16 protein-coding genes, 1 tRNA gene and 1 pseudogene are annotated in these 26,022 nt (G+C 66.7%); 12 read left to right on the plus strand and 6 right to left on the minus strand.

All coding sequences use genetic code 11. From position 1 onward, the window contains the following. The first annotated feature begins 79 nt into the window (after positions 1–79). Positions 80–1,060, plus strand: a complete 981-nt coding sequence (locus tag E4T13_RS24435; protein ID WP_137180939.1) for a tripartite tricarboxylate transporter substrate-binding protein — start codon at positions 80–82, stop codon at positions 1,058–1,060. A 35-nt stretch (positions 1,061–1,095) separates the two neighbouring features. On the opposite strand, the gene add is transcribed toward E4T13_RS24435, so the two are convergent. Together add and E4T13_RS24445 are read right to left on the minus strand one after the other, a co-directional pair. After that, positions 1,096–2,172, minus strand: a complete 1,077-nt coding sequence (gene add, locus E4T13_RS24440) for an adenosine deaminase (RefSeq protein ID WP_170985212.1) — start codon at positions 2,170–2,172, stop codon at positions 1,096–1,098. 5 nt (positions 2,173–2,177) lie between these two features. Then, positions 2,178–3,737: an ABC transporter substrate-binding protein gene (locus tag E4T13_RS24445; RefSeq protein WP_137180941.1), complete on the minus strand. Its 1,560-nt coding sequence runs from the start codon at positions 3,735–3,737 to the stop codon at positions 2,178–2,180. Positions 3,738–3,896: 159 nt separating this feature from the next. Here E4T13_RS24445 and E4T13_RS24450 point away from each other — a divergent pair. The 9 genes from E4T13_RS24450 (at position 3,897) to brxL (ending at position 18,364) form a co-directional block, all read left to right on the plus strand. Beyond that, positions 3,897–3,987: transfer RNA gene (locus tag E4T13_RS24450), tRNA-Ser, on the plus strand. 480 nt (positions 3,988–4,467) lie between these two features. After that, complete coding sequence (locus tag E4T13_RS24455; RefSeq protein ID WP_137180942.1) at positions 4,468–4,977, plus strand: BrxE family protein; 510 nt, start codon at positions 4,468–4,470, stop codon at positions 4,975–4,977. After that, positions 4,974–5,762 carry a BrxA family protein gene (locus E4T13_RS24460; protein ID WP_137180943.1) on the plus strand — a complete coding sequence of 263 codons (789 nt, stop codon included), beginning with the start codon at positions 4,974–4,976 and terminating at the stop codon, positions 5,760–5,762. Before E4T13_RS24455 ends, E4T13_RS24460 begins: the two co-directional genes overlap by 4 nt. Continuing rightward, entirely contained in the window at positions 5,743–6,318 is a 576-nt protein-coding gene (locus E4T13_RS24465) for a BREX protein BrxB domain-containing protein (protein WP_137180944.1), read from the plus strand. The genes E4T13_RS24460 and E4T13_RS24465 overlap by 20 nt, the downstream gene beginning before the upstream one ends. Before the next feature lie 30 nt (positions 6,319–6,348). After that, positions 6,349–9,966 (plus strand): BREX system P-loop protein BrxC, encoded by a 3,618-nt coding sequence (gene brxC, locus E4T13_RS24470; protein WP_137180945.1) that lies wholly within the window; start codon positions 6,349–6,351, stop codon positions 9,964–9,966. After that, positions 9,966–11,867 (plus strand): Eco57I restriction-modification methylase domain-containing protein, encoded by a 1,902-nt coding sequence (locus tag E4T13_RS24475; RefSeq protein ID WP_137180946.1) that lies wholly within the window; start codon positions 9,966–9,968, stop codon positions 11,865–11,867. Before brxC ends, E4T13_RS24475 begins: the two co-directional genes overlap by 1 nt. After that, on the plus strand, positions 11,864–13,750 hold the full coding sequence (locus E4T13_RS24480) for a hypothetical protein (protein WP_206030283.1): 1,887 nt from the start codon (positions 11,864–11,866) through the stop codon (positions 13,748–13,750). The genes E4T13_RS24475 and E4T13_RS24480 overlap by 4 nt, the downstream gene beginning before the upstream one ends. Then, positions 13,747–16,278, plus strand: coding sequence for a PglZ domain-containing protein (locus E4T13_RS24485; RefSeq protein ID WP_137180947.1), 2,532 nt, complete (start codon positions 13,747–13,749; stop codon positions 16,276–16,278). The genes E4T13_RS24480 and E4T13_RS24485 overlap by 4 nt, the downstream gene beginning before the upstream one ends. A 7-nt stretch (positions 16,279–16,285) precedes the next feature. After that, the gene (brxL, locus tag E4T13_RS24490) at positions 16,286–18,364 is read left to right on the plus strand and encodes a BREX system Lon protease-like protein BrxL (protein ID WP_137180948.1); all 2,079 of its coding nucleotides are present in this window, start codon (positions 16,286–16,288) and stop codon (positions 18,362–18,364) included. 146 nt (positions 18,365–18,510) lie between these two features. Here brxL and tnpC read toward each other — a convergent pair. From tnpC to E4T13_RS24515, 4 genes and pseudogenes are all read right to left on the minus strand, one after another. Continuing rightward, positions 18,511–20,023, minus strand: a pseudogene (gene tnpC / locus E4T13_RS24495) (IS66 family transposase). 115 nt (positions 20,024–20,138) lie between these two features. Further along, complete coding sequence (gene tnpB, locus E4T13_RS24500) at positions 20,139–20,486, minus strand: IS66 family insertion sequence element accessory protein TnpB (RefSeq protein WP_137180949.1); 348 nt, start codon at positions 20,484–20,486, stop codon at positions 20,139–20,141. After that, positions 20,483–20,911 carry an IS66-like element accessory protein TnpA gene (tnpA, locus tag E4T13_RS24505; protein ID WP_170985213.1) on the minus strand — a complete coding sequence of 143 codons (429 nt, stop codon included), beginning with the start codon at positions 20,909–20,911 and terminating at the stop codon, positions 20,483–20,485. Before tnpA ends, tnpB begins: the two co-directional genes overlap by 4 nt. A gap of 489 nt (positions 20,912–21,400) precedes the next feature. Further along, positions 21,401–22,242 (minus strand): IS5 family transposase gene (locus tag E4T13_RS24515; RefSeq protein WP_137181013.1). Its coding sequence is split into 2 segments (ribosomal slippage): positions 21,401–21,861 and positions 21,861–22,242, totalling 843 coding nucleotides; the frame shifts between segments, so codons are not numbered across the junction. Between the two features lie 272 nt (positions 22,243–22,514). Here E4T13_RS24515 and E4T13_RS24520 point away from each other — a divergent pair. Both E4T13_RS24520 and E4T13_RS24525 read left to right on the plus strand, forming a co-directional pair. Beyond that, the gene (locus E4T13_RS24520; protein ID WP_137180951.1) at positions 22,515–24,500 is read left to right on the plus strand and encodes a methyl-accepting chemotaxis protein; all 1,986 of its coding nucleotides are present in this window, start codon (positions 22,515–22,517) and stop codon (positions 24,498–24,500) included. A 15-nt stretch (positions 24,501–24,515) separates the two neighbouring features. Beyond that, a complete protein-coding gene (locus E4T13_RS24525; RefSeq protein ID WP_137180952.1) occupies positions 24,516–26,018 on the plus strand; it encodes a chemotaxis protein CheW in 1,503 nt (500 codons plus the stop codon). Positions 26,019–26,022 lie beyond the last annotated feature (4 nt).

Consider the following 26,022-nt stretch of genomic DNA (forward strand, 5'->3'; position numbering starts at 1 on the left):
CTGCGTTCCGCCCTAGATGCAGGCCAACCCGCGCATCGGAGCGCGGGCGCCAGCACGCAACGGCACGAAGGCACATCGCATGATCACACTCGGCAAGCGCGCCCTGCTGGGCGCCGGCCTCGCCACCCTTGCCGCGCCCGCCTGGGCGCAGGGCAACTATCCCACCCGGCCGATCACGATGGTGATCCCCTTCGCCGCCGGCGGGCCGACGGACACGGTGGGCCGCCTGATCGCGCAGGCCATGGGCGCCAATCTCGGCCAAACCGTGGTGATCGAGAATGTCGGCGGCGCCGGCGGTACGCTCGGCGCGCAGCGCGTGGCGCAGGCGCGGCCGGACGGCTACACGATCCTGCTGCACCATATCGGCATGGCGACGATCCCGACGCTGTATCGCCGTCTCGCCTATGATCCGATCAACGGCTTCGAGACCATCGGCCTGGTGACCGAGGTGCCGATGACGCTGATCGCGCGCCGCGACTTCCCCGCCAGCAACCTGGCCGAGCTGGTGCAGGTGGTGCGCCGCGACCGGGAGAAGCTGAACTACGCCAATGCCGGCGTCGGCGCCGCGAGCCATCTCTGTGGCCTGCTGCTGCAGAAGGCGGTGGATGCGCCGATGACCACCGTGCCCTACCGCGGCACGGCGCCGGCAATGAACGACCTGCTGGCCGGCACGGTGGACCTGATGTGCGATCAGACCACCAACACGACCGAGCAGATCCGCGCCGGCACGGTGAAGGTGTTCGCGGTGACGACGCCGGAGCCGATCGCCGCGCTGCCGAACGTGCCGACCGCCGCGCAGGGCGGCCTGCCCGGCTTCGAGGTGAGCGTGTGGCACGGGCTGTATGCGCCGAAGGGCACGCCGCGGCCGATCATCGACCGGCTGAACCAGGCGCTGCTGGCGGCGCTGCAGGATCCGAACGTGGCGCGCCGCATGGCCGATCTCGGCACGGCGCCGGTCGCTGCGGCGCGCGCAACGCCGGAAGTGCACCGGCAGTTCTGGCAGGCGGACATCGCGAAGTGGCGCCCGCTGATCCAGGCGGCGGGGCAGTACGCGGATTGATGTCGCCGCCCTCCCCCGCGTTGCGGGGGAGGGCTTCAGCGGCGCGTGACGCTCAGGTCGAGGGTGCGGTCGGCCGGATCGAGGTCGCGTTCCAGCGCATCGAGCACCGCCGTGAACTCGGCCTCCAGCGCAGCCTTGCGCGCCGGTGGCAGCCAGCTTGCGTGCAGGCCGGAGAGGCTGAGCTTGCGCGCTTCGGCCGTGCCCCAGCCGAGATCGGCGAAGACGGTGCGCCAGCAATGGCCCATCGTCGTCCCGAAGATGGTGGGGTCGTCGGTGCCGAGGCTGAGGTTCAGCCCGGCATCGAACATCGCCTTGATGCGCTGGCGGCGCGGTGCGCGGTTCCAGGTGAGGCCCGACCAGCAGGCCATGGTGAAATGCACCTGCTCCCTCGCCGCGCGCGCCACCACATCCGGGTCGGCCAGGATGTTGTAGCCGTGGTCGAGGCGGTCGCAGCCGAGCGCATCGCGGCAGAGCGTGAAATGCGCGGGCGGCGCCTCGAACTGCGCCTGGTTGTCCTCGCAGACATGGGCGGTGCGGCGGTAGCCGGCGCGCCCGGCCTGGCGCCAGGCCTCCACCCAGAGCAGCGGCGGGCCGGCACGCTCCGCGCCGTCGAGGCCGATGCCGACGACCTCCTTCCGCGGCCAGGTCGCCATCCATTCCAGCATCTGCAGCGCTTCCGACGGCAGGCAGACGCTGCGGTCGATGCAGGCGATCAGCAGGGACGAGATGCCGAAGTCGCGCTCGGCCTGCGCGCAGCCCTCGATCAGCCCGTCCACGATCTCGGGATAGGCGACGCCGTTCGGCGTGAAGTAGTGCGGGTTGAAGAAGATCTCGGCGTGCCGCACGCCGCCATGCCGGTGCATGTCCTCCAGGCACTCATACGCGGCGCGGCGGAAATCGGCGGCCGAGGCGAGCGACAGCGCGGCGAGGCGGAGCGCATCGAGGAATTCGTAGAAGGTCTCGAAGCGATAGAGTTCTTCTGCGCGCTTCGGCAGCCGAAGGCCGTTCTTCGCGGCGAGCTCCTCAAGCGTCGTCGGACGGATGGCGCCGGCGATGTGCAGGTGCAGCTCGACCTTCGGGACGGCGTCGAGATAGTCGGAGAAGGAGAGCACCGCCTTCAGTTCCGGCTGATGTTCCAGAGGAACATCGCAGGCCCCGTCAGCACGCCGTTCAGCTCGCTGCGCCAGGCGGAGGCTGCGGTGAACTGGCCGAGCGGCATGTAGAAGCCGGCTTCCGCGGCGCGCCGATGGATCTCGTCGCTGATGCGCTTGCGCGCGGCATCGTCCTGCGCGCGGGCGAATTCCACGCGAAGCCGCTCCACCTCCGCATCCTGCGGCCAACCGGCGAAGCCGCCCTGACGGCCGGCGCCGTTGACGAAGGGATTGAGCAGCGGCGACTGCATGTCCGGCACGGTGTTGGTGGTGTGCGCGAGGTTCCAGCCATCCATCCGCGCGCGCCGCCCGAAATAGGTGTTGAGGTCCATGCTCTGCAGGTCAACGCGCAGGCCGAGTTGCGTCAGCAGGCCTTGAGAGACCAGCCCGAGCGCCGCGATGCCCGGCGCATCGGCGGGATGGATGATGACGATCGGTGTCGTGAGGTCCGCCCCGCTCTCGCGCAGCATGCGCTGTGCCGTGGCGAAGTCGGCGCGTTCCGGCATCCCGGCGGTGGTCTCGAGCGGCGTGCCGCAGCCGAACATCGATCGGCATTCGCGCGCGTATTCCGGACGGCCCGCGACGGCGGCCAGGTAGTCCGCCTGGTTCACCGCCAGCATCACCGCGCGCCGCACCTGCACGTTGTCGAAGGGCGGATGCAGGTGGTTGAAGCGCATGATGCCCTGGTAGCCGTAGGACGACACCGTCGCGACGCGCACCGCACGGTTGCGCTCCAGGATCGGCAGCACGTCGGCGGGCAGGCGCTCGACATAGTCGATCTCGCCGGTGGTGAGTGCGCTGACCTGGGTGGAGACGTCGGGCATGGCGATGAGCTCGACGCGCTCCATCCGCGCCACCTTGCCGCCGCTGGCCCAGACCGGCGGCTCGCTGCGCGGGCGATAGGCGGGGTTGCGTCGGACCACGATGCGGTCGCCGGGGCGGTACTCGTCGGCGGCGAAGATGTAGGGGCCGCTGCCGATCACCTGCGGGATCTGCTGCGTCGGCGGCGTTGCGGCGAGCCGCGCGGGCATCATCATCGGCACCATCGCGCCGGGCTTGCCGAGCGCCTGCAGCACCAAGCCGAAGGGCTCGCGCAGCGTCAGGCGGAAGGTCTTCGCGTCCACTACCTCGAGCGCCGCCGTCGCACGCATCATCGCGCCGCCGAGCGCATCGCGCGCACCCCAGCGACGGATCGAGGCGACGCAATCCTCCGCCGTGACGGGCTGGCCGTCATGCCAGGCGAGGCCTTCGCGCAGGGTGAAGGTCCAGGTCAGGCCGTCCGCGCTGCGCTCCCACTTCTCCAGCATCTGCGGCGTGGGTTCCCAGCGATCGTTCACCGCCACCAGCGTGTCGAAGACGAGATAGGCGAAGTCGCGCGTGGTGAAGCTGGTGGTGAAGTGCGGATCGAGCACGCGGGTCAGCGTCTCCGGCGCGACGCGCAGCGTGCTGGCGCGCGTCGGCGTCTGCGCGGCGGCCGGCGTGGCGGCCAGCGCGGCGGCAAGCAGGAGGGAGGCGGGGCGCAGCATGGGCGAAGGATCCCTGGAAGGGGTGTTGCGATGTCCGGTGCCGGCGGGGTTGCCGGCACGGTGCGGGTCGCGCGCCGGGGCGTCAACCGCCGCAACGTCGGCGGGCGCCCGAAGGCTTGCCCCTCGCCCCCTGGCTGGCTAGAACCCCGGCCCTGCGCTGGATGGGTGGCCGAGCGGTCGAAGGCGCACGCCTGGAAAGTGTGTAGACGTCAAAAGCGTCTCGTGGGTTCGAATCCCACCCCATCCGCCAGTGCGCGAGCTTTAGTGAGCGCTGATTGCATTCTTCACGCCTTCTCCCCACCACCCTCCCCACATCACGCCACGATTGCTGGCGAACAAAGGCGAATTGCAGCCAGCCAGGACCGTGCAATTGTCGTCTCTCGGATCGTCAACTTACGGTGAATTGGAATGATCTCCCAGACCGGCCGCCATGCTGCGTGAAAGCCTCGAACCACGCTGCCTCATATCAATCGGCACTCTCCAGTACTCGATCTGATAGCCGCTGAGCGGCCTCGGCCATCTGGCTTCAGAGTCGTCGATCGAGCCGGTGCAGGCGGAGGCGCGACCGACGATCGCCGAGATCCACGTCGCTTTCGATGAGGGTATCTTCTCCCGCCCTCTTGGACGGAGTGGGAGTTGGCGTGAGCACGCTTCCCTCACTTCTCATCGATGTGTTTCTTGTCATGATCAACCCGCGGTCGACGCGTCGGCTGCCGGTGGGGTTTGGGGAATGTTGATCGAATCCAAGGGCCACAACGGCGTTGTTGCCTTAAGGCTAGCCGTCGGTCTGCTCGGCGAGGGGGGGCAAGCTGGTTGGTGGGCCTCAGCGTTCACGTCGCCGGCGAGCTCGGCCTTCTTAGGACCGGTGTTTGGCGCGAAGGTTCTGCAGGCTCGGTACCAGGGCCTGCTCGAGGCGGCGAGACGTGTGCATGACGAGCGGATCGGCGTCGGCCGGGCTTTCCACCTCTTTCGGCTTCCCGAGGCCCTCGAGCAGCGGCTGCATCAGGTGGCACTCGCCGCGGGTGATGACCTGACCGCGGTTGTGGCATCACCCGATGCCGCCCGCGCCGCGCTCGGAGCGCTGGCTGACGATGGTCCCGAGGCGAGGCCGGGCCCCACCCTCGTCGGAACGGCCGACGCCCTGAGCGACCTGCTGTGGGTCAGGAGGGTGGCAGCGCTCTACTCGGCGGCAATGCGTGGCGGCGTCCAATGCTTCCCATACTTCTCGGGCGCGCGATGACCGCGGCTGAGAAGTACACCACGCAGTTACAGGCAGGTCTCGGGCTCGTTCCGGAGACGATCAAGCTGCTCGATCTGTGGGAGCCGGGCATGTCCGGGCAGGACCTGCTCAGGGCCGCGCTGGCGTCGGGCGAATTCCCGACGCTGGCCGCCCGGCGCCTCCGCAACGTGATCATCGAGGCATTCTGCCCGAGATACCTGATCGACGGGGCGGCGCCGGCCCGCCTGCTGCAGCGACTGTCGGAGGGATTGCCGAGGGACGAACTGAGAGCGCTCTGCTTCCTGTTCACCTGCCGGGCCAACCCCATCCTTGGGGACTTCGTCCGCCAGGTCTACTGGCCGCGCTACTCCGGCGGCGGCACGTCGGTCTCGCGAGAAGATTCGGTGAGCTTCATCTCCTCCGCCGTGTCTGAAGGGCGGACGACCACCCGGTGGTCGGAGACGACGGTCATCCGCGTCGCCCGCTACTTGCTTGGTGCCTGCGCGGACTTCGGGCTCCTGGGTCCGATGACAGGCGACGCAAGGCCCATCCTCACCTTCCGCTTGCCGCTCAACGTGGCGGCGGTCCTCGCCCACGAACTGCACTTCAAGGGGCTGGGCGACAATGCGGTCCTGCGAAGCCCGGACTGGGAGCTCTTCGGCCTCGAAGCGGAGGACGTGCTCGCCGAGCTGAAGCGCCTAGCGCTCCGCGGGGGACTGATCGTGCAGTCGGCCGGCGCGGTGACGCAGGTGGCATGGAGATACAAGTCGATGGACGAGCTGGCTCATGACCTCGCTCAGCGCTGACTTCGACGAGCTAATGCGGCGCGTCGAGGCGGGCCGCGAGTTCGCTCATGCGAGCTTCGAGCCAATCTTTTATCTCGTCATCCGCCCGCGCGACCTGCTCGAGGTCAAGCGGCTGATGCCAGCCTGGACGGCGAAGCTCACGAACGCCGGCTGGCGGGTCGAGACCTTCTCGATCGCGGAGCACATAGCCGACATCCTGAGGGGGGCGCCGCTCCGCAACGTCTGGTTGGCGGCCGACCGCAAGGATCCCCTCGCCTGGGGCAAGACCAACGCGGCGCTCGCCAACGCACTAACTGCCCAGGGCCGCCTGCAAGCCCGGCTCGAGGAGCGCCTCGCCGCGCTGGAAGGCCAGACGTCCACCATCATGCTGGTGACCGATCTGGAGGCGCTCCACCCGTACCTGCGGATCGGAGCCATAGAGGCGCAGCTGCAGGGCAAGTTCCACGTACCAACGGTCTTCTTCTACCCCGGCACTCGGACCGGGAAGACGCGTCTCAAATTCCTCGGCTTCTACCCCGAAGACGGCAACTACCGCTCCGTCCACGTCGGCGGCTGACAACGAGAGCAGAAAGGAGACTCCTCGCCGATGACCCACATCCGCACGCTCTTCGACGCAGGAAAGGATATCCAGCGCGCCATTGAGAAGGTCATTACCTACCAGGCGTCGCAAGAGCAGCGGCTGAAGGCGGAGATCTCAGAGTACATCGTGACAGAGAGCATCGAGCACCAACTCGAACAGCTCCTCGAGAAGATGCAGGCTGCCATGGAGGCCGGGGCGAGCCACGAGATCGGCGTCTGGGTCTCCGGCTTCTACGGCTCCGGCAAGAGCTCCTTCACCAAGTATCTCGGTCTCGCCTTCGACGAGCGCGTCACTGTCGACGGGGTCCCGTTCCTCCGCCACCTTCAGAACCGGGTCCAACGCCCTACCACGCGCGCTCTCCTCTCGAAGCTCGCCGCGAGCTTCCCCGCGGCCGTCGTGATGCTCGACCTGGCGAGCGAGCAGATCGCGGGCGCGACCCTCGCGGAAGTGTCGACCGTCCTCTACTACAAGGTCCTGCAGTACGCTGGTTACTCGAGGAACCTTAAGGTGGCGGCCCTCGAGCGCAGGCTGCGCAAGGAGGGGCGGTACAGCGAGTTCGAGGCCGCGTTCCGCGAAGTGACGGGCGCAGACTGGGCCGACTACCGGAACGACGAACTCGTCGTCGATAGCGTCGTGCCGGGTCTGGCGCACCGGCTCTATCCCAACCTCTTCCGCACCGAGCACGCCTTCACGACGGCGAGCGGTGACACTGTCTACCTGATGGACGACCGCGTGCAGGAGATGATCGACATCGTCCGCGAGGCGTCTGGCAGGGAGCACATCATTTTCGTGGTCGACGAGATCGGCCAGTACGTAGGCAGCCAGCAGAACAAGATCCTCGACCTGCAGGGGTTGGCCCAGAACCTCAAGGATCTCGGCGGTGGCAAGGTCTGGATCCTCGGGACCGCCCAGCAGACCCTCACCGAGGACGACCCAAGGGCAGCGATCAACTCCCCGGAGCTCTACAAGCTCAAGGACCGCTTCCCGATCACAGTCGCCCTTGAGTCGAGTGACATTAAGGAGATCTGCTTCCGCAGGCTGCTTGGGAAGTCGTCAGGCGGCGCAGCGACGCTGGGGGCATTGTTCGACCAGCACGGCCAGGCTCTGCGCCAGCACACCAAGCTGACCGACGCGAAGTTCTACGACGCGGGCTTCAACCGCGAGACCTTCGTGAACCTCTACCCGTTCCTGCCCGCCCACTTTGATATCCTGCTGCACCTGCTCGGCGCCCTCGCGAAGTCGACCGGTGGGATTGGGCTGCGATCCGCGATCAAGGTCATCCAAGACGTGCTGGTGGAGGGCGCGGGATCCCTGAAGCCAGTCGCAGACGAGCCAGTGGGCTGGCTCGCCACGACCGTCACGCTCTACGACGCACTCGAGCGCGACATCAGAAGGGCGTTCCCGTCGGTTCACCAGGCCGTGGAGAAGGCTCTCATCCGCTTCCCGGACGACGAGGTCTGCAAGGCGGTCAGCAAGACGGTCGCTGTGCTGCAGATCCTCGGCAACCTGCCTGTTAGCGTCGAGAACGTCGCCGCGCTGATGCACCCGTCCGTGGCAGCGCCATCGATCGCGGAGAGGGTCAAGCAGGCGGTCGACGCGCTGCTGAAGGACCCGATCGTCCCCCTCGGGGAGAAGGACGGGTCGCTGCGCTTCTTCAGCGAGAAGCTCAACGACGTTGAACTTGAGAGGTCCCAGCTCGCCCTCCGATCGCCCGACGTGCGGCGGATCTTCAACGAGGCTCTGAAGGAGCTCTTCGAGCCGCTCCCCAGTGCCCGGGTCCACGGCACCCTCTCTGTGACCTCGGGCCTCCGGCACCTGTCCGGCGGTCAACAGATCTCGGTGGCGGGCGGCGGGGAGACCGTCCAGACCGTCGTCTCATTTGCCGACGCCGCCGATTACGAGGCTCAGAAGGTACGGTTCACCGACGAGTCCAGGCAGCGGTCGTCCGAACACGTCATCTTCCTGCTGGCCAGGCGATCGCCGGAGGCTGACGACCTGGTCGCGGAGATCTACCGATGCCAGCGGATCGCAGAGCTGCACCGGCATGATCCCGACCAGGAGGTGAAGGAGTATTGCCATAGCCAGGTCGAGCGCGCGTCGCGCCTCGCGGCCGAACTCGGGCAGAAGATCGCACGCAGCCTCGCGCAGGGATCGTTCGTGTTCCGTGGCAAGGTGACGGCCGTGGACAGTCTGGACCAGGCGCCGCTCGCCGCCTGCAGGAAGCACTTGGCGGAAGCGGCCGAGCGCGTATTCGACCGCTACCAGGAGGCGCCGGAGCGCGTCGGGATGGACCTGGCGGAGAGGTTCCTGCGGGCGCCCAACCTTCGCTCGGTGACCTCACAGCTAGACCCGCTCGGTCTCGTTCAACTGAGTGGCGGCAACCCGAACATCAGGACCGACCAAAAGGGCCTGGTCAGCATCAAGGACTTCATCGAGCGGAGCGGCACCGTGGAGGGTAAGCGGCTGCTCGACCACTTCTCCGGTCCGCCCTTCGGCTGGTCGCCTGACACCGTGCGCTACATGACAGCCGCGCTCCTCGCCGCCGGCGAAGTGAAGCTGAAGGTCTCGGGCCGCGAGGTGACGGTTGCTGGTCAGCAGGCCATCGAGGCCCTGAAGACGAACAACACCTTCAAGTCGGTCGGCGTCGCCCTGCGTGACGATAGGCCCTCGATGGAGGTCCTCGCCCGGGCAGCGGAGCGTCTGACGGAACTCGCCGGCGAGCCTGTGGTGCCACTCGAGGAGGACATCGGGAAGGCTGCCCAGAAGCTCCTGCCCACCCTGCAGAACAGGCTCGGCCCCCTCGCCGAGCAACTCCGCAATCTCGGCCTCCGCGGGGTCGACACGGTGCGCACAGTGAACGGGCAGATCGCGAACATGCTGCTGTCAGACGCGTCCGACGCGCCCCAGCGCTTCGGGGCGGAGCAGGCGCCGCTCTATGATGGGCTGAAGTGGGCCATCTCGGCGAGTGTTGCCTTCGGGCAGGGTGTCGCCGAGACGGTTAAGGGGCTGCGCGAGCTCGAGCGCGGCATCGGCGAACTCCCAATGACGGGCGTTCCCAAGGATCTGCGCGAGGCGGCCCGCGAGGATCTCGAGGCGGTCGCCGACCTGCTGGCGCAGGAAGACGTCTTCAAACGCAAGGCGGACCTCAGCACCCGCCGCACGGCCATCGAGGTTCACGTGGCCGCCGCGGTGGCGGCGATGCGGACGGCGCAGGGAGCAAGGATCCGCGCCACCGAGGGCGAACTCGCGCTGCTGCCCGAGTGGGCTGAGTTGACGGCGGAGGAGCAGGCCGGCGCGCTGGCCGAGATACAGGCGCTTTCCGTCGAGGCCACGCCCGATATCGCAGGCCTGAAGGCGCTCGTGGCCCGTCAGTTCGACATCGACGCGACGATCTCAGAGACTCGGGCTAGGGTCGTCGAGGCGGGGCGTGCACGTCGCCAGCCGCCTCCCGTCCCACCAAACGACGACAAGTCTCAGCACAAGGGAACCAAGGCGCGGAGAACGGTCCCCCTGCCTGCGCGTATCGGCACCTTGGCTGAGCTCGACGCGCTGATCCACAGCCTCTCGGAGCTTCGTCTGGAGCTCGCGACGACAGAACTTGACCTCGTGGTGCGGATGGACTGATGGCCTTCGACCAGACGACCCGCGGCCGGCTTCAGCGCTTCGTCTCGGAGGCGCGGGCGCTGCTCACCAGCGAGTTCGCCGAGCAGTTCCAGCAGGACTATGGCCTGGACCCTCAATCGGGCTCCGTCGCTGAGCTCGCGAGCCTGGCGCACCTCGATGACCGCCGCCTCGAGACCGCCCGCGTCCTCCGGGAGATCCTGGACCACTACCTCGCGGCCGAAGCTGGGCGGGGGAGCGAAGCAACCAAGGCGGTTCTCGAGCGCATGGTCCGTGAGCAGGCCTTCACGGCGCTGAACAGGCTGGCCGCGCTGCGAATGATGGAGGCGCGCGGCCTTGTGCTGGAGTGCGTCGGCAATGGCTACCAGTCGCGAGCCTTCCAACTCTACCAGCGCGTGGCGAGCACGGCCCTGGGCGAGACGGGCGACGCCTATCGCATTTTCCTGCTCAGCCTCTGCGACGTCTACAGCGGTGACCTGCCGCTGCTGTTCGATCGGCACTTCCCGAACGGGCGCCTCTTCCCGCGCGAGCCCGCGCTGCTGCCACTGCTGGGGCTGATCAACGCGGCGGACATCGAGCCGCTCTGGGCCGAGGACGAGACCATTGGCTGGATCTACCAGTACTTCAACAGCCGCGAAGAGCGCCGGGCGATGCGCGAGGCGAGCCAAGCGCCGCGCAATAGCCGCGAACTCGCCGTGCGCAACCAGTTCTTCACGCCGCGCTACGTGGTGGAGTTTCTGGTGGACAACACGCTGGGGCGGCTCTGGTTCAACTGGACGGGCGGGCAGACGGGGCTTCGCGATCGCTGCCAGTACCTGCTCGTGAAGCCAGACGAGGCCCCGGAGCCCACTCGGCGCCTTCGGGATCCGCGCACGATCAAGCTGCTCGACCCAGCCTGCGGGTCGATGCACTTCGGGCTCTATGCCTTCGACTTGTTCCTCGAGATCTACCGCGAGGCCTGGGTCTGGGAGCAGAGCCACGGGCCGGGCTGCTTGGATGCAGAGACCGGGGGCAGCGCCGACCTGAAGCCGCTGTGCCAGACCTACGCGGACGAGGACGCCTTCCAGCGGGACGTGCCGAGGTTGATCATCGAGCAAAACATCTACGGGGTGGACATCGACCCGCGTGCGGCTCAGATCGCCTCGTTGGCACTGTGGCTGCGGGCCCAGCGAGCCTGGCATGCAACTGGTGTAAAGGCGCCGGACCGGCCTGCCATTGGTCGTGGGCATGTCGTGGCGGCCGTCGCACCGCCGGCGGAGGTAACGCTGCGCGAGGGCGTGATGGAAACGCTTGACCCTCGAGATGCAGCGTTGTTCGAGAGGACGCTTTTCCTCCTGAGAGATCTGCCGGAACTCGGTGTGCTGCTGGAGGTCGAGAAAGAGTTGCCATCGCTGATCCGTGCGGTGTTCGGGACGCGCGGCGGACTTTTCCAGGCCGAGGACATTGCGCAGTGGCAGCGAGCAGAGATGCGGTTGCAGGAAGCCCTGATGAGCTTCGCTCAGGCCGCGCGATCCACCTATCAGGGGCGGCTCTTCGCAGAAGATGCAATACAGGGTCTTCGAGTCGTCGACCTCTGTCGGACGGTATTTGACGTAGCTTTGATGAATCCCCCATTTGGCGCAGCAGCATCAAGCACGAAGCCATATATCACGAAGTCCTATCCCAACAGCAAGAATGACATACTCTGCGTTTTCGTCGAGCGGGCACTGCAGATGATGCGCGAGGGAGGCCGATTGGGAGCAATAACTTCTCGAACATGTTTCTTTACATCTAGTTACGAAGACTGGCGGCGAAAAATCTTGCTAGAAGTCGGAGAGCCCCAGATCATCGTAGATCTGGGTTTGGGCGTAATGGATGACGCGATGGTCGAGGCTGCGGCTTACGTAGTCGAGAGGGCTGCATGATCACCTTTATAAGGCTATTTTCTTCTCACGATAAGGCCGAAGATCTTCGGGTTGCCATACAGTGTGCCAGCGGAAATGTATTTCATGTTGAGCGAGATGCCTTCAATAAAATTCCAGGACTTCCATTTGCTTACTGGGTAACAGACTCCATCCGTTCTGTTTTTACGCGGCATAAATCTCTTGATTCCGGTCAACGAGCCGCTAAGCAGGGATTATCAACAGCGAACGAGTTCCGGTTTGTTCGAGCGCATTGGGAGGTCAATTCGACCTCGGCTCAATGGGTTCCGTTTGCAAAAGGCGGATCTCACTCTCCGTTTTATGCCGATATCCCAATGGTCGTAAAATGGGCAGGCGATGGGCGAGAAATACAGGCTTTTTCCGATCCAAGAACGGGAAAGCAGCTCTCATACGCTCGGAATAAAGAACTTTATCTCCAACCCGGAATATTCCAAACGTTACGAGCTTTATCGCTTGCGCCACATTTAACTCCGCCCGGATGTGTTTTTGGGGACAATGGAACTTATGTCGTTGCGCCAAAAGATGATCTATTTTGTATGCTCGCCCTGCTGAACTCTCAATGTGCGGATTTTTTGCATAAGCTTATGCTTGGTCGCACAGGGTACGCCCTGTACAGAAATGGAACCCTCGCCAGGCTCCCTATTCCGGAATTAGGAGCTAACCGGCCGAAGTTGAATGATCTTGCTATGCTCGCTTGGAAAATTCTACGTAGTAAAGATGAAAATCTGGAAACGTCCCGAGCTTTTTTTCTTCCAACACTACTGTGCGGTTCGATAGGGCTGCGCGATTGCCGCGAATCGCGGGGTGAATTGCGGCAGATTCAGGCCGAGATTGATGCGCTAGCGTATGAAATATATGGCCTAAGCGAACCAGACCGTGCGGTGATGCAGCGTTCTGAAGTTGATCTTTCCAGCGCGTCTAACGTCGAGGATGAGGCGGGCGAAGAAGATATCGAATATAGTGGGGATCATAATGATACGTCTGACAATATATGTGATCTGATTAGTTGGACAGTAGGCGTAGCGTTTGGGCGTTTCGACTGGCGCCTGGCAATCGGCGAGGGGGCGCTATCCGTGGATGTAGATCCACTCCAGCCACCTGGCCAAAGCCCAGGTCTACTTTCGAGTGAATCTGAGCCATTCCATGCAAATGACGGAATTTTAGTCGATGACTTGGGTCACCCTCACGACTTGCCGCATCTTCTGAGTGATGTTCTTTCTGAGGTTCAGCAATCCGTCTCTTTTGATGTGCGCGATTTCATTCGGCGGGAATTTTTTGATCTTCACCTCTCTTTATACACTAGAAGCGGACGTAGGGCGCCGATATATTGGCCATTATCGACAGCCTCCGGCATTTATACGCTCTGGCTCTACTACCCGAATCTCAGCAGCCAGACGCTCTACACGGCGGTCAATGACTTCCTCGACCCGAAGCTCGCACAATTGCGGCAACAGATCGCTTCGCTGCGCGGCAAGGGGAACCCGCGCAGCCGCGAGGAGGACCGGACCCTCGAAGCGCTGCAGACTTTAGAGGTCGAGCTGACCGAGATGCGCGACACCCTACTGCGCATCGCACCCACTTATCGCCCGAACCAAGACGACGGCGTGCAGATCACGGCAGCACCGCTCTGGCCGCTGTTCCGCCACAAGCCCTGGCAGAAGCTGCTGAAGGAGACCTGGGCGAAGCTGGAGAAGGGCGAGTACGACTGGGCGCACCTCGCGATGGCCTACTGGCCCGACCGCGTGCGCGAGAAGTGCAGGACCGACAAGTCTCTGGCCATCGCCCACGACCTCGAGCGCCTCTACGAGCCGCCTGAGCCTAGGACGGCCAAGCCCCGAGGCCGCAAGAAGTCGGGGGACGCATGAGCATCGCCACCTTCATCCGAGATGAGGTCCTGCTGCAGCGACTGCGCAAGGCCTCGGTGCTGGCGGTCTACGACCCGGACCGGCGCTACCGCGACCTCTGTCTCACACTTGCGAGCCAGGAAACTGCGGTCGTGGACACCAGCGAGAGCGGCATCGAGGCGCGTGAGGCGGCGATGCTCGCGCTCGCCGCCCTGGGCAGGCCGGGCCAGCCAAAATCACTACTGGTCTACGTGCCGGCCAAGTCCCCTGTGACCGACGAGGAGCGCCAGGTCGACCCGTTCGCCGTTTACGCCGCCTGCGGCGCCGTCTTCCCGGACGGCGACGGCGACGGCTATGAAAGCCTCTGCCTGAAGTCGAAGCCCGACCACGCCACCGAGATCCGCCGCCTCTTCGCCGAGAACCCGTCTCCGTCCTTCGCGCTGATCGACAACGTCGGCGGGGGCCTCTCCTGGCCGACGCTACGAACGTGCCTGAATGCGGAATCCGCGCGCGAGATCATCCTCGCGCTCCTCGCCCCTACCCCGAAGCAGAAGGAAGCCCTTAAGGCTGGCGACGGCTGGGTGCCGGAGGCCAAGGCCCTCCTCGAGAAGTCGCTCGGCCTCAAGCTGATGACGAAGGGCAAGACGCACTCGTCCATCGCTGACGAACTGTGGCGCTTCGTCCTGTTCAGCGAGTTCGCCTTCGACCTGCCAGGCGCGCTCCCCGCGGCGCTGTCCAACGTGCCGAAGGCCCCTGAGGAGGCCCGGCCTCACGTTGAGTACCTGTGCGACGCCCTCCGAAGCGGGATGAACACACGCGCCGAGTACGTCGCCCGGGCTGAGGCGGTCGAGGACGAACTCAAGGTGCGCGATGCCTGCGCCGGCATCGACGATCTGGGCGTCAGGGACACCTTCCCGTTCGAGGAGCGACGCGTGCTGACCACGGCCGTCGGCGCGCTTGTCGCCGGCGACCTGGACCGGGCGAGGGAGATCCTCTCGCGACACGGCAGCTCCGTCTGGATCGGAAGGGGCGAGAGCGAGGCACAGTGGGAGATCGTCGAGGCCGGCCTCCGGCTCGTGGAGGCCTGCGAAGATGCAGACCGCCAGCTGGCTGAGCACGCACGGAGCCTCGACTCCGTCGTGGCGCACTACGCAGCTTCGCTCCGCGACGTCGACCGCCTGCAGCGCGAGTTTGAGCAGGCGGTCGGCGACTACGTACCTGAGGACGCGTCGCTCTCCGGCGCCGTGGAACATTGCCGCAGGCGGCACGCGAAGCTGGCTGAGAAGGTGCAGTCTGTCTTCACCAAACACCTCGAAGGGTCCGGCTGGCCCGCGCACGGCCTAATGTCCAACGCGGACGTTTTCGACCAGATCGTCGAGCCGATGCTGAAGGAGAGCGGGCGCAGGGTGGCCTACATCCTGGTCGACGCGCTGAGGTACGAGCTCGGCGTCACCCTGCACCGGCAGCTGGCCGAGACGGAGCAGGCGGAGATCAGGGCGGCGTGCGCGCAGCTTCCCACCGTCACACCCGTGGGCATGGCGTCACTTCTGCCTGGCGCGGCCGCGGGGCTGCGGCTGCTCAAAGAGGCCGACGGCTTCTGCGTTGCGCTGCGCGGCGACAAGCTTGCATCGGTTGCCCAGCGCATGGAGGTGCTGCGGGCTCGCCTTGGCGACCGGTTCGCGGAGGCTCAGCTCGAGACCTGGTTGAGGGCGAACAAGAATGTCCCCACCTCTGTCGAGCTACTCGTTCTAAGAACCGTCGACATAGATGGTCACCTCGAGAACACCCCCTCGGGTGCTCTCAGCACCCTGAATCTCATCCACCAGGCCCTGAAGTCGATCCGCATTGCAGTGCACAGGCTCAAGCAGGCCGGCTTCGCCGACGTGGTCATCGCGACCGACCACGGCTTCGTCCTGAACGCCCACGCTGAGGCGGGAGACGTCTGCACCAAGCCACCAGGGGCGTGGGTGGTCGCCCACGACCGCGCCCTCTTGGGCGAGGGCGAGGCAGACGCAGCCAACTTCGCGCTGCTGGCGGAGAGGGCCGGCGTTCGGGGCGACTTCCAGAAGCTCGCCGGACCCCGGAGCATGTCTGCGTACCGCAAGGGCCTCCTCTACTTTCACGGCGGGGCATCGCTCCAAGAGGCTGTCGTCCCGGTCATCACCGTACGGCTGAAGCGCGCCGTGCAGCCGGAGCTTGCCGCGGCCAAGGTGACTCTGTCCTACAAGGCCGGGGCGACCTCGAGAGTCACAACACGACTGCCGGTCGTAGACCTGGCGGTCGAGGGCGCGAACATGTTCTCTCTCGGCGAGACATTCGAGATCCTGCTCGAGGCCCACAGCAAGAAGGGCGAGGTGGTTGGTGAAGCGAAGCGCGGCGGCCACGTCGACGTGGCCACCGGGACGGTCACGGTGAAGCCGGGCGGACGGGTGCAGGTGACGATCAAGATGGCCATGGAGTTCGAGGGCAAGTTCGTGCTGAAGGCCCTGAATCCCGTGACCCTGGCGCTCTACGCTTCGCTGGACCTGGAGACGGCCTATGCAGTCTGAGTATGCGATGGACGCGCTGGACACGAAGCTGAACGAGGCGTTCGACGGGAAGGTAGTGCGCAAGGACCTTCTCCACCGCATCAAGAAGGGCACGAACGTGCCCACCTTCGTGCTCGAGTTCCTCCTTGCGCGCTACTGCGCCAGCAACGACCCGGCGGAGATCCAGGAGGGCATGGAGGCCGTCCTGTCGACCCTCCAGGAGAACTACGTCCGTCCCGATGAGGCTAACGCCGCCCAGTCTCGCGTGGCCATGAAGGGGAAGCACAAGTTCATCGACAAGGTCCACGTCAGGTACGTCGAGAAGGAGAAGCGCCACTGGGCATCGTTGGAGAATTTCGCCTCGCAGCGCATCGCAATCGGCGAGAAGTTCTACCGCGACAACGACCGCCTGCTGGAGGGCGGGATCTGGGCCGAGGTGGTGATCGCCCACAACGACGTGGACGCGGACGCATACGCTTTCTACGTCGAGGATCTCCGACCCGTTCAGCTCAGCCGATTCGACTTCGCCGCCTACGGCGAGGCCAAAAAGGCCTTCAGCCGCGACGAGTGGATCGACGTCGTGCTGCGGTCAGTAGGACTCGAGCCGAGCAAGTTGTCACCCCGCGTGAAGCTCCACTTCATCGCGCGGCTCGCTCCGCTAGTTGAGCCGAATTTCAACTTCATCGAGTTGGGCCCCCGCGGAACGGGCAAGTCCTACTTCTTCTCCGAGTTCTCGCCCTACTCGACCCTGATCAGCGGCGGCCAGGCCACCAAGTCCGTCCTGTTCTACAACAACGCGCGCCGCAAGATTGGCCTAGTGGGGTTCTGGGACACTGTCGCATTCGACGAAGTCGGCGGGATCAAGGTGAAGGACCCCGACACGATCCAGATCATGAAGGACTTCATGGCCAACGGCCGCTTCTCGCGCGGCGTAGAGGTCATCGCTGACGCGAGCATGGCGTTCGTCGGGAACATCGACTTGTCGGTCGAGCAGATCGTGAACTCGACTGAGTACGACCTATTCCAACCCCTGCCCGAGCAGTTCGACCTCGCAGTCATGGACCGCTTCGCCTGCTATCTCCCCGGCTGGGAGATGCCCAAGAACAGCAGTGCCTTCCTCACCGGCCGCTTCGGACTCATCACCGACTACCTGGCCGAGGCTTTCCACTACCAAATGAAGCACAGCAACCGCTACGAGGAGGTCAGCAAGCGCGTTCGGTTCGGCACCGCCGTCGAGGGTCGCGACGAGAAGGGGATCAAGAAGACGCTCTGCGCGATCCTCAAGATCCTCCACCCAGCGGACTCTCCCAGCGACGCTGAGTTCGACGAGTACGTTGCCTACGCCGTCGAGTGCCGCCGGCGCGTCAAGGAGCAGATGAACAAGCGCAAGCCTGACGACGAGTTCGCGCGGATCGACCTCTCGTATTTCGACAGGTCTGGGCGCGAGGTAGTCGTCCATTGCCCGGAGTCGGTCGGTGCCTCCGCGACGCTCGAGCCCGCACGTCGCCGACGAGCTCGCCCCGAGGCGGGCCAGGCCGATACCAAAAGAGCTTACACGCCGGAGCCGACGTCGGAGGCACCGCGTCCCGCGGCTGAGGAGGTCCGCGCGCAAGCTGAGGGCGAGCCAGCAGAGCTACAGGAGCTCCACTACACGATTCAGTATGGTGACGTGGGACATACCTACGAGACGATCCTCGGCGCGTACCTGGTCGGCACGCGCGAGCTGGTGATCGAAGACCCCTACATACGTGCGCCGCACCAGGTCGCTAACTTCGTCCGCTTCTGCGAGACGGTCGTGAAGGCGCCGACCGTGCAGCGGATCAAGCTCGTCACCAGCTACGACGAAAAAACCGACCTAGCCATGGTGCGTGAACGGCTCGAAGAGCTGAAGCAGAGCCTGTTGGACTTCGACGTAGTCCTGGACATCGAGCTGAACGACAAGCTCCACGACCGCGAGATCCGGACTGACACAGGCTGGGTCGTGAAGATCGGTCGAGGGCTCGACTTCTACCAGAAGCCAGACGGATGGTCTGCCATCGGCGCTAACGACTTCAGCCTGCGTCGTTGTCTCGAGACGAAGGTGGACGTTTTTCGTTTATCCTCGTGAGCGAGGGGACACCTCGAATAATTCGGTCTTCGGGTGCCGCCGATGCCCCGATGCGCGGGGAGCGGCCGTTTCGGATCGCCTGTTCCGCCTCTGGGCGGCGGGCGGCGTGGTAAGCGTTGCTCCGCGGCCCTTGCTGGCGCGGTGGCTCAGGCCTGCCCGGCCTTCGCCCAGCACCACGGCATGAGTTCGTCGATGCGGCTTTGCGGCCAGCCCTCGGCGAGGCGGGTGAGCAGGTCGGTGAGATATCGCTGCGGATCGACGCCGTTGAGCTTGCAGGTCTCGATCAGCGAGGCGATGGCGGCCCAGGCTTCGGCGCCCTCGTCGGATCCGGCGAACAGCGCGTTCTTGCGGCCGAGCGCCACGGGCCTCGCGGCACGCTCGACGCTGTTGGTGTCGAGTTCGATCCGGCCGTCGTCGAGAAACCGCACCCAGCCCTCGCGGTGGTTCAGCGCGTAGCGGATGGCATCCGCCATCGTGCTGCGCGCCGGCAGCTTCGCGAGCGTCATCTCGAACCAGGCGAACAGATCCTCGACGAGCGGACGGCTGCGTGAACGGCGCTCGGCCAGGCGCTGATCGGGCGATGTGCCCCGGCTCTCGGCCTCGATGGCGGAGGAGGCGCGGCGATGCGGCGCAGCGCCTCCTCCGCGATCGGCGCCTTGGCTTTCAGCGCCAGGTCGTAGAACTGCCGCCGCGCATGGCTCCAGCAGAACGCCACGACCGCCGGGCCCGGACCCGTGGCCGGGGCAGCGAGCGTCTTGTAGCCGGCATAGCCGTCGCATTGCAGGATGCCGCGGTAGCCGCCGAGCAGCGCCCTGGCGTGCTCGCGCCCGCGGCCCGGGGCGTAGGTGTAGACGACTGCCGGCGGCTCCGTCCCGCCCCATGGCCGGTCGTCGCGCGCGATCGTCCAGAACCAGCCGGTCTTGGTCCTGCCGCGGCCCGGGTCCAGCACCGGCACCGAGGTCTCGTCGGCGAACAGCCGCGCCGAGGCCAGCAGGATTTCCTTCATGCGGCGCACCACGGGAACGGCCTCGGCGGCGCCGGTCCGACCCAGGCCGCCAGCGTCGCGCGGTCGACGAGGATGCCCTGCCGCGCCAGGATCCCGGCTTGGCGATAGAGCGGCAGATGATCGGCGTAGCGCGAGACCATCACATGTGCGACCGTCGCCTCGGTCGGCAGCCCGCCCTCGACCAGACGCGCCGGCGCGGGCCGCTGCACCACCACGCCGGCGCAGGACCGGCAGGCGAGCTTCGGCCGCTTCGTCACGATCACCCGGAACTGAGCCGGGATCACGTCGAGCCGCTCCGAGGTGTCGGCGCCGATCTCCATCATCGCGGCCGCACAGCACGGGCAGGCAGTGCTCTCCGGCGCCAGCACCACCTCGATGCGCGGCAGGTGCGCGGGCAGCGCGCCGCGGCTGGCCCGGCGCTTGGCGGTGCGTTCCTTCCGCAGGTCCGGATCGCGCTTCTCGGCCTCGGCGTCCGCCGTGGCGATCGCCGTCTCGAGGTCGGCCAGGCCGAGCTCCAGCTGCTCCTCCGGCAGCCGCTCAGACTTGCGACCGAACTGGTGCCGCTGCAGCTTCAGCAGAATGTGGCGCAGACGGTCGTTCTGCGCCTCCAGCGCATCACGCGCGGCGCGAGCGTCGTCGCGCTCCGCCACCATCTCGATCAGGAGGGCGCGCAGGATCGCCGGGTCGTCGGGGAGTGCGGCGATGTCGAACGCGTCGGGCACAGCGGAATCGTCGCCTATCCTCTCGCGTCGCGCCAAGGGGAAAGCGCTACCCCGCGACCTCGGGGCGCGCCGTCCAGGCCGGCATGCGCCAGTCGATCCCTTCCAGCAGCATCGACAACTGCGCCGGCGTCAGCGACACCACTCCGCCCTGCGCAGCCGGCCATACGAACTTCCCGCGGTCGAGCCGCTTGGCGTAGAGGCAAAGGCCCTGGCCGTCCCAGAACAACAGCTTCACCAGGTGACCGCGACGCCCGCGAAAGGCGAACACGTGGCCGCTGAACGGGTCACGCCCCAGCACCTCCTGCACAAGCCGCGCCAGCCCGTCGAAGCCCTGGCGCATGTCCGTCGGACCTGCCGCAAGCCAGACACGCACGCCCGCCGGTAGGCCGATCACGCCTCCAGCGCCGCCGCCAGCCGCACGACCGCAGCGGCATCCGTCGTCGTCGCGACCCGCAGCACTCGCCCATTGCGCAGCACCACCTCGATCGGGGCGGGCGCGATGCCGGCTACGGGCGCTGGCTTGGGCTGCGGAGGCGCCGCATCGGGCGCCACGATGCGCACCGGCAGCAACTGCGGCCTCGCCGCCCGCCGGCTCGGAACCTCACCCCGTGCGGCGCGCCGCCAGCGATGCAGCAGGCTTGTGCAGATGCCGTGCCGCCGCGACACCGCCGTCACCGTCTTGCCAGGCTGCAGCGTCTCCGCCACCAGCCTGACCTTCTCCTCCGCACTGAAGCTTCGGCGCCCTTCGCCACGGGTGATGATCTCGACCCGCTCCGACGCCACGGTGCCAGCACCGGTGCTGGCACCAGTGCCAAACATTCCTCTCGCCATCGCCACACCTCCGCGATGGCCTTCCTCTCAGCACTTAACGCTCCGCCGCAAGAAGGGCCGCTGGGCAACGCTTACGGACCTGCTGACTTGGGCGCTTTAGTACGGAACTCAAAGACCCAGGTAAATGGCCGGTTTCAGCGCGGTGGGCACTCGCCCTGCTTCGAATATTCGAGTGGTTCCCAAGAGTGGCCGGAGCACGAATCGGATATGCGCCAGCGTCGATTCTAACCTGCTGATTGCATAGCCGGTCAGTTCAAGCCCAAAGCCTTGAAGGCAGCTGTCTTTGGATCCCCGAAAAAAATTGGATCGACGTGCTCCATCACATCGCCGCTGACCTCGAGATAGCTTCTCTTGCTCTCGATCGGGATCAGGGCGCGCTTCGCCCCATTGTCCATGGCGACTTGGAGCGGCTCTACCAAGGACCTCACGCCCTTGATGTTCCCTTGGATGCTTAGAGCCCATCCGGGAAGTTCTGATTCATGCTGAGGGCATTGCGGCAAGCCGTCGAAGCATGATGCGGATCATGGCCATGCGGACGAAGGCGGCGGCGATGCGGCAGTGCCGCTCGAAGTCGCGGGCGAGGCGGCGGTTGCGGCTGATCCATCCGAAGGTGCGCTCGACGATCCAGCGCTTCGGCAGCACGACGAAGCGATGGCGGTCGCAGCGGCGCATGATCTCGATCTTCCACCTGCCGGTGCGCGCAACCGCGGCCGCCATCTTCGGTCCTTGATAGCCGGCATCACCGATGATGCGCTCGACGAAGGGGAACAGTCGCCGGGCCTGACGCAGCAGTGGCTCGGCGCCGTCGCGATCCTGCACGTGGGCCGGATGGACGACGACAGCGAGCAGCATGCCCATCGTGTCGGTCAGCAGGTGGCGCTTGCGGCCGACGACCTTCTTGCCCGCATCGTAGCCGGACGGATCGAGCGTAGTGCCCCCTTTTGCACGCCCTTCGCCGTCTGGCTGTCGATGATCGCAGTGGTCGGGCTGGCTTCGCGCCCAGCCTGCTCGCGCACCGCGACGTAGAGGACATGATGGATGCGCTCGATGGTCCCCTCCCATTCCCATCGGGAAAAGTAATCCCACACCGTGCTCTTCGGCGGCAGATCCTTGGGCAGCGCCTGCCACTGACAGCCGGTGGAGAGCACGTAGAACACCGCGTTCAGCACCTCGCGCACATCCACCGTGCGCCGCCTGCCGCAACGCTTCGCCGGGCGGATCAGTGGCATCACCAGCGCCCATTCGGCATCCGTCAGGTCCGACGGATAGCGCAGCCCACGCCGGTCCGCCGCACGTCGATGTTCTGATGTCCATGCCATCCGTCTGCCCCCGCGAATCGTCCACGGACACAGCAAATCACAGCCGATTCAATCGACTCCACTTCTTTCCGGATGGGCTCTTAGATCGGACCACGTAATCGATGGCCCCCGCTGGAAAGCCTGCGACACATCAACATCGTCACTTAGGTCGCGGTGCCCTGCGCTGACCTTCGCACGGGACCAAAAGTCGCGTGGGAGCTTACAGAATATTCAGTCTCTTGGAGCAATCTCCCCACTTGCCACCCGGCTTCCGCCCTCGAGCAAGGCACGCCATGCCCCTGATCAACCCTGGTCCCGAGCAATCCACGCCCAAGTTGAACGGGCACCTCAACGGCCATGGCCCTGGCCGGGTCGCCGCTCTCGTCGCGCCGCCCCCGAAGGTCGGGCGCTCGCCCGCGCCACAGCGGCGCAGCGGCAGCGATCCGCAGCGCCGGCAACGCACCTTTGCCCGCCAGCAGAAGGCCGCGGAGCGCGTCGCCTCGGCCACCACACAGGTCGCCAGCGGCATCGCCGAGGCCGCCTCCGCCTGCGAGCAGCTGCGCAGCGCCATGACGCAGATCGCCAGCGGTGCGGCCCAGGCCGCTGCCGCTGCCGAGCAGTCGCAGCGCGCCGTCACGCGGATCGCCGGCAACATCCGCGGCGCCGCAGAGGCAGCCGACACATCGCTCCGCAAGACCGACACGCTGCAGGGCCTGATCGGCTCGGTCGCGGCCCGCATCGGCGGCTCCATCGCCAGCATCGGCCAGGCCGCGGAGCGCCAGGCGGCCTCCGTCGTCATGGTGGAGGAGCTGGATCGCCAGGCGGCGAACATCGGCGACATCGTCAAGGCCGTGGCGCGCATCGCCGACCAGACCAACCTGCTCGCGCTGAACGCGGCAATCGAGGCGGCGCGCGCCGGCCAGCACGGGAAGGGCTTCGCCGTCGTCGCCGACGAGGTGCGCACCCTGGCCGAGACGAGCGAGCGCAGCGCGCGCGACATCCAGGAGCTCGTCGGCCAGATCCAGCGCGACGTGAAGGTCATCGCGGATGGCATCAACGCCTCCGCGACCTCCGCGCGGGACGAGGCGGAGAACGGCCGCAGCGTGACCGCACAGCTCGAAGCGATCCGCGCCGACATGGAGACGATCGTCGCCGGCGCGCGCGACATCCTGAAGGCGGCCGACGAATCCAACACCGCCGCCGGAGAGGCGCAGAAAGGCGCGGAGGCGATCTCCGCCGCCGCGCAGGAGCAGTCCGCCGCCTGCGAGGAGGCGGTGAAGACGGTCGAGCAGCAGACCACCGCGCTCACCCAGTCCGAGCAGGCGTCGGGCGAACTCTCGGAGATCTCGGAGGAGCTGAAGAACAGCACCGACATCGGCAAGAGCGCGGAAGAGGTCGCCTCCACCTCGGAGGAGCTGTCGGCCGCGGTGGAGGAGATCAACCGTGCCGCAGCCGAGATCATGACCGCCGTCGAGCAGATCAGCCGCGGCGCGCAGCAGCAGGGCGCCGCGACGCAGCAATCCGCCGCCGCCATCGCGCAGATCCAGAAGAGTGCCCAGATCTCCAACGAGCGCGCCGGCGAGGCGTTGGAGAAGGGCGAGGCCATGGGCACCGCACTGCGTCAGAATGCCGAGGCCGTCGAGCAGATGATCGCCGGCGTGGAGCAGTCCGTGCGCGACAACGCCGCCTCGCGCGAGCAGGTCAATGCGCTGGAGCAGGTCAGCCGCCGCATCGACAAGATCGTGGACGCGATCACCACCGTCTCGATCCAGACCAACATGCTGGCGGTGAACGGCGCGATCGAGGCGGCGCGCGCCGGGGAGTTCGGCAAGGGCTTCATGGTGGTGTCCACCGACATCCGCAACTTGGCGCGCGACAGCAGCGAGAACGCGGACCGCATCAAGGACCTGGTCAAGTCCGTGCAGGACCAGATCGTCGCGGTCCGCCGCGACCTCGAGAACACGGCCGCGCTTGCCGCGGCCGAGGTGGAGAAGAACCGGGCGATCACCACGGACCTGCAGACGGTCGCGGAGGACATGCGCCTCGTCGTCGCCGGAAACCAGGCGATTGCGCGCAGCGCGACGGACATCCTCGCCGCGCTCGAGGAGGCGAAGCGCGGCGTGGACCAGGTGGCCTCGGCCGCCACCCAGGCCTCGACCGCGGCGAACCAGGCCGCGCAGGCTGCGCGCGAGCAGTCGAAGGGCGCGGAGGAACTGGCGGCGGCGGTGGAGGAGATCGCCTCGCTCGCCGACGAGCTGCAGACCCGCGACGCCGCCTGACCAGGAGCGCGAGGGATGAGCACGACGACGGAACCCGGCGCGGAGGCCGAGGCCGACGGGCGGCAGTTCGTGACCTTCCGCATCGGGGCGGAGCTGTTCGGCGTGAAGCTGGCTGAGGTGCAGGAGATCATCCGCATGCCCGACCTCGTGCAGGTGCCGCTGGCGCCGGCCGGGCTGGAGGGCATTGCGAACCTGCGCGGCGCGGTGCTGCCGGTGACCAGCCTGCGGCGCGTCTTCGGTGCGGCGGAGGCGGCGCATGACGACTCGACCCGCGTGGTGGTCGTGCGGCTGAAGGACCGGCCCGCCGGCTTCGTCGTGGACCGCATGGCCAGCGTCGTCACCGCCGACCCGGATGCGATCGACGACGCCGCCTCGATCGGCGGCACGGTGCGCAGCGAGTTGCTGCGCGGCGTGATCAAGCGCGCCGATGGGATGATCCAGTTGCTGGAACCCGCGCGCCTGGTCGGCGAGATGCCCGCTTCGCGCGGCGCTGCCGGTCCTGCCCGCATGGCGGCCTCCGCACCCAAGGACGCGGCCACGGAGGCGCCACAGGACGACATCCAGCTCGTCAGCTTCGAGGCTGCCGGCGAGGAATACGCCTTCCCGATCGGCCAGGTGCAGGAGATCGTGCAGCTTCCCGCGGCGATCACGCAGGTGCCGCAGGCGCCGCCCGCGGTGCTCGGCGTCGTCACGCTGCGCGAGCGGCTGCTGCCCCTGATCTCGCTGCGCCGGCTGTTCGGCCTGCCGGCCGGCGAGCTCGGCGAGAGCTGCCGGATCGTCGTGGTCGCGCCGGGCGGCGCACAGGCCGCCGTGGGGCTTGTGGTGGACCGGGTGAGGGAAGTGCTCCGCGTGCCGCGCGGCCTGGTGGACGCGGTGCCGCCGCTGCTGGACGACGGCGCGACGGGGCGGCTTGAGGGTGTCTGCCGGCTGGAGGACGGGCGGCGGCTGACCGTCATCCTCTCTGCGGCGCGGCTGTTCGGGGACGCGGCCTTGCGCGCCGCGATCGACGCGACGACGGAGGAAGCGGCGATGGAAGAAGGCGGGGTCCGCTCGGCGGCGGCGGAGGCCGACGAGCAGTTCGTCGTCTTCCGCCTGGCCGGCGAGGAATACGGCGTGCCGACCGAAGCGGTTCAGGAGATCGTCCGTGTCCCGGAGGAATTGACGCGCATCCCGCGCACGCCCGACTTCATCGAGGGCGTGGTGAACCTGCGCGGGACCGTTCTGCCGGTGGTGGACCAGCGGCGCCGCTTCGGGCTGCCCGAGCTTCCACGCAACGACCGCCAGCGGATCATGGTGTTGCAGATCGCGGGCCGCCGCACCGGCCTTGTCGTGGACCAGGTGTCGGAGGTGCTGAAGCTGCCGCGCGCCGCGATCGAGCCTGCGCCCGAGCTGTCCGAGCAGCAGGCACGGCTGATCCGGCGCGTCGCCAACATCGAGGCGCAGCAGCGCATGGTGCTGCTGCTCGATCCCGCCAACCTGCTGGATGCCGGCGAGCTCGACGCGCTCGCCGCCGCATGACGCC

This window comes from Roseomonas sp. AR75, assembly GCF_005222815.1.
In the GTDB taxonomy this organism is placed as follows: Bacteria; Pseudomonadota; Alphaproteobacteria; order Acetobacterales; family Acetobacteraceae; genus Falsiroseomonas.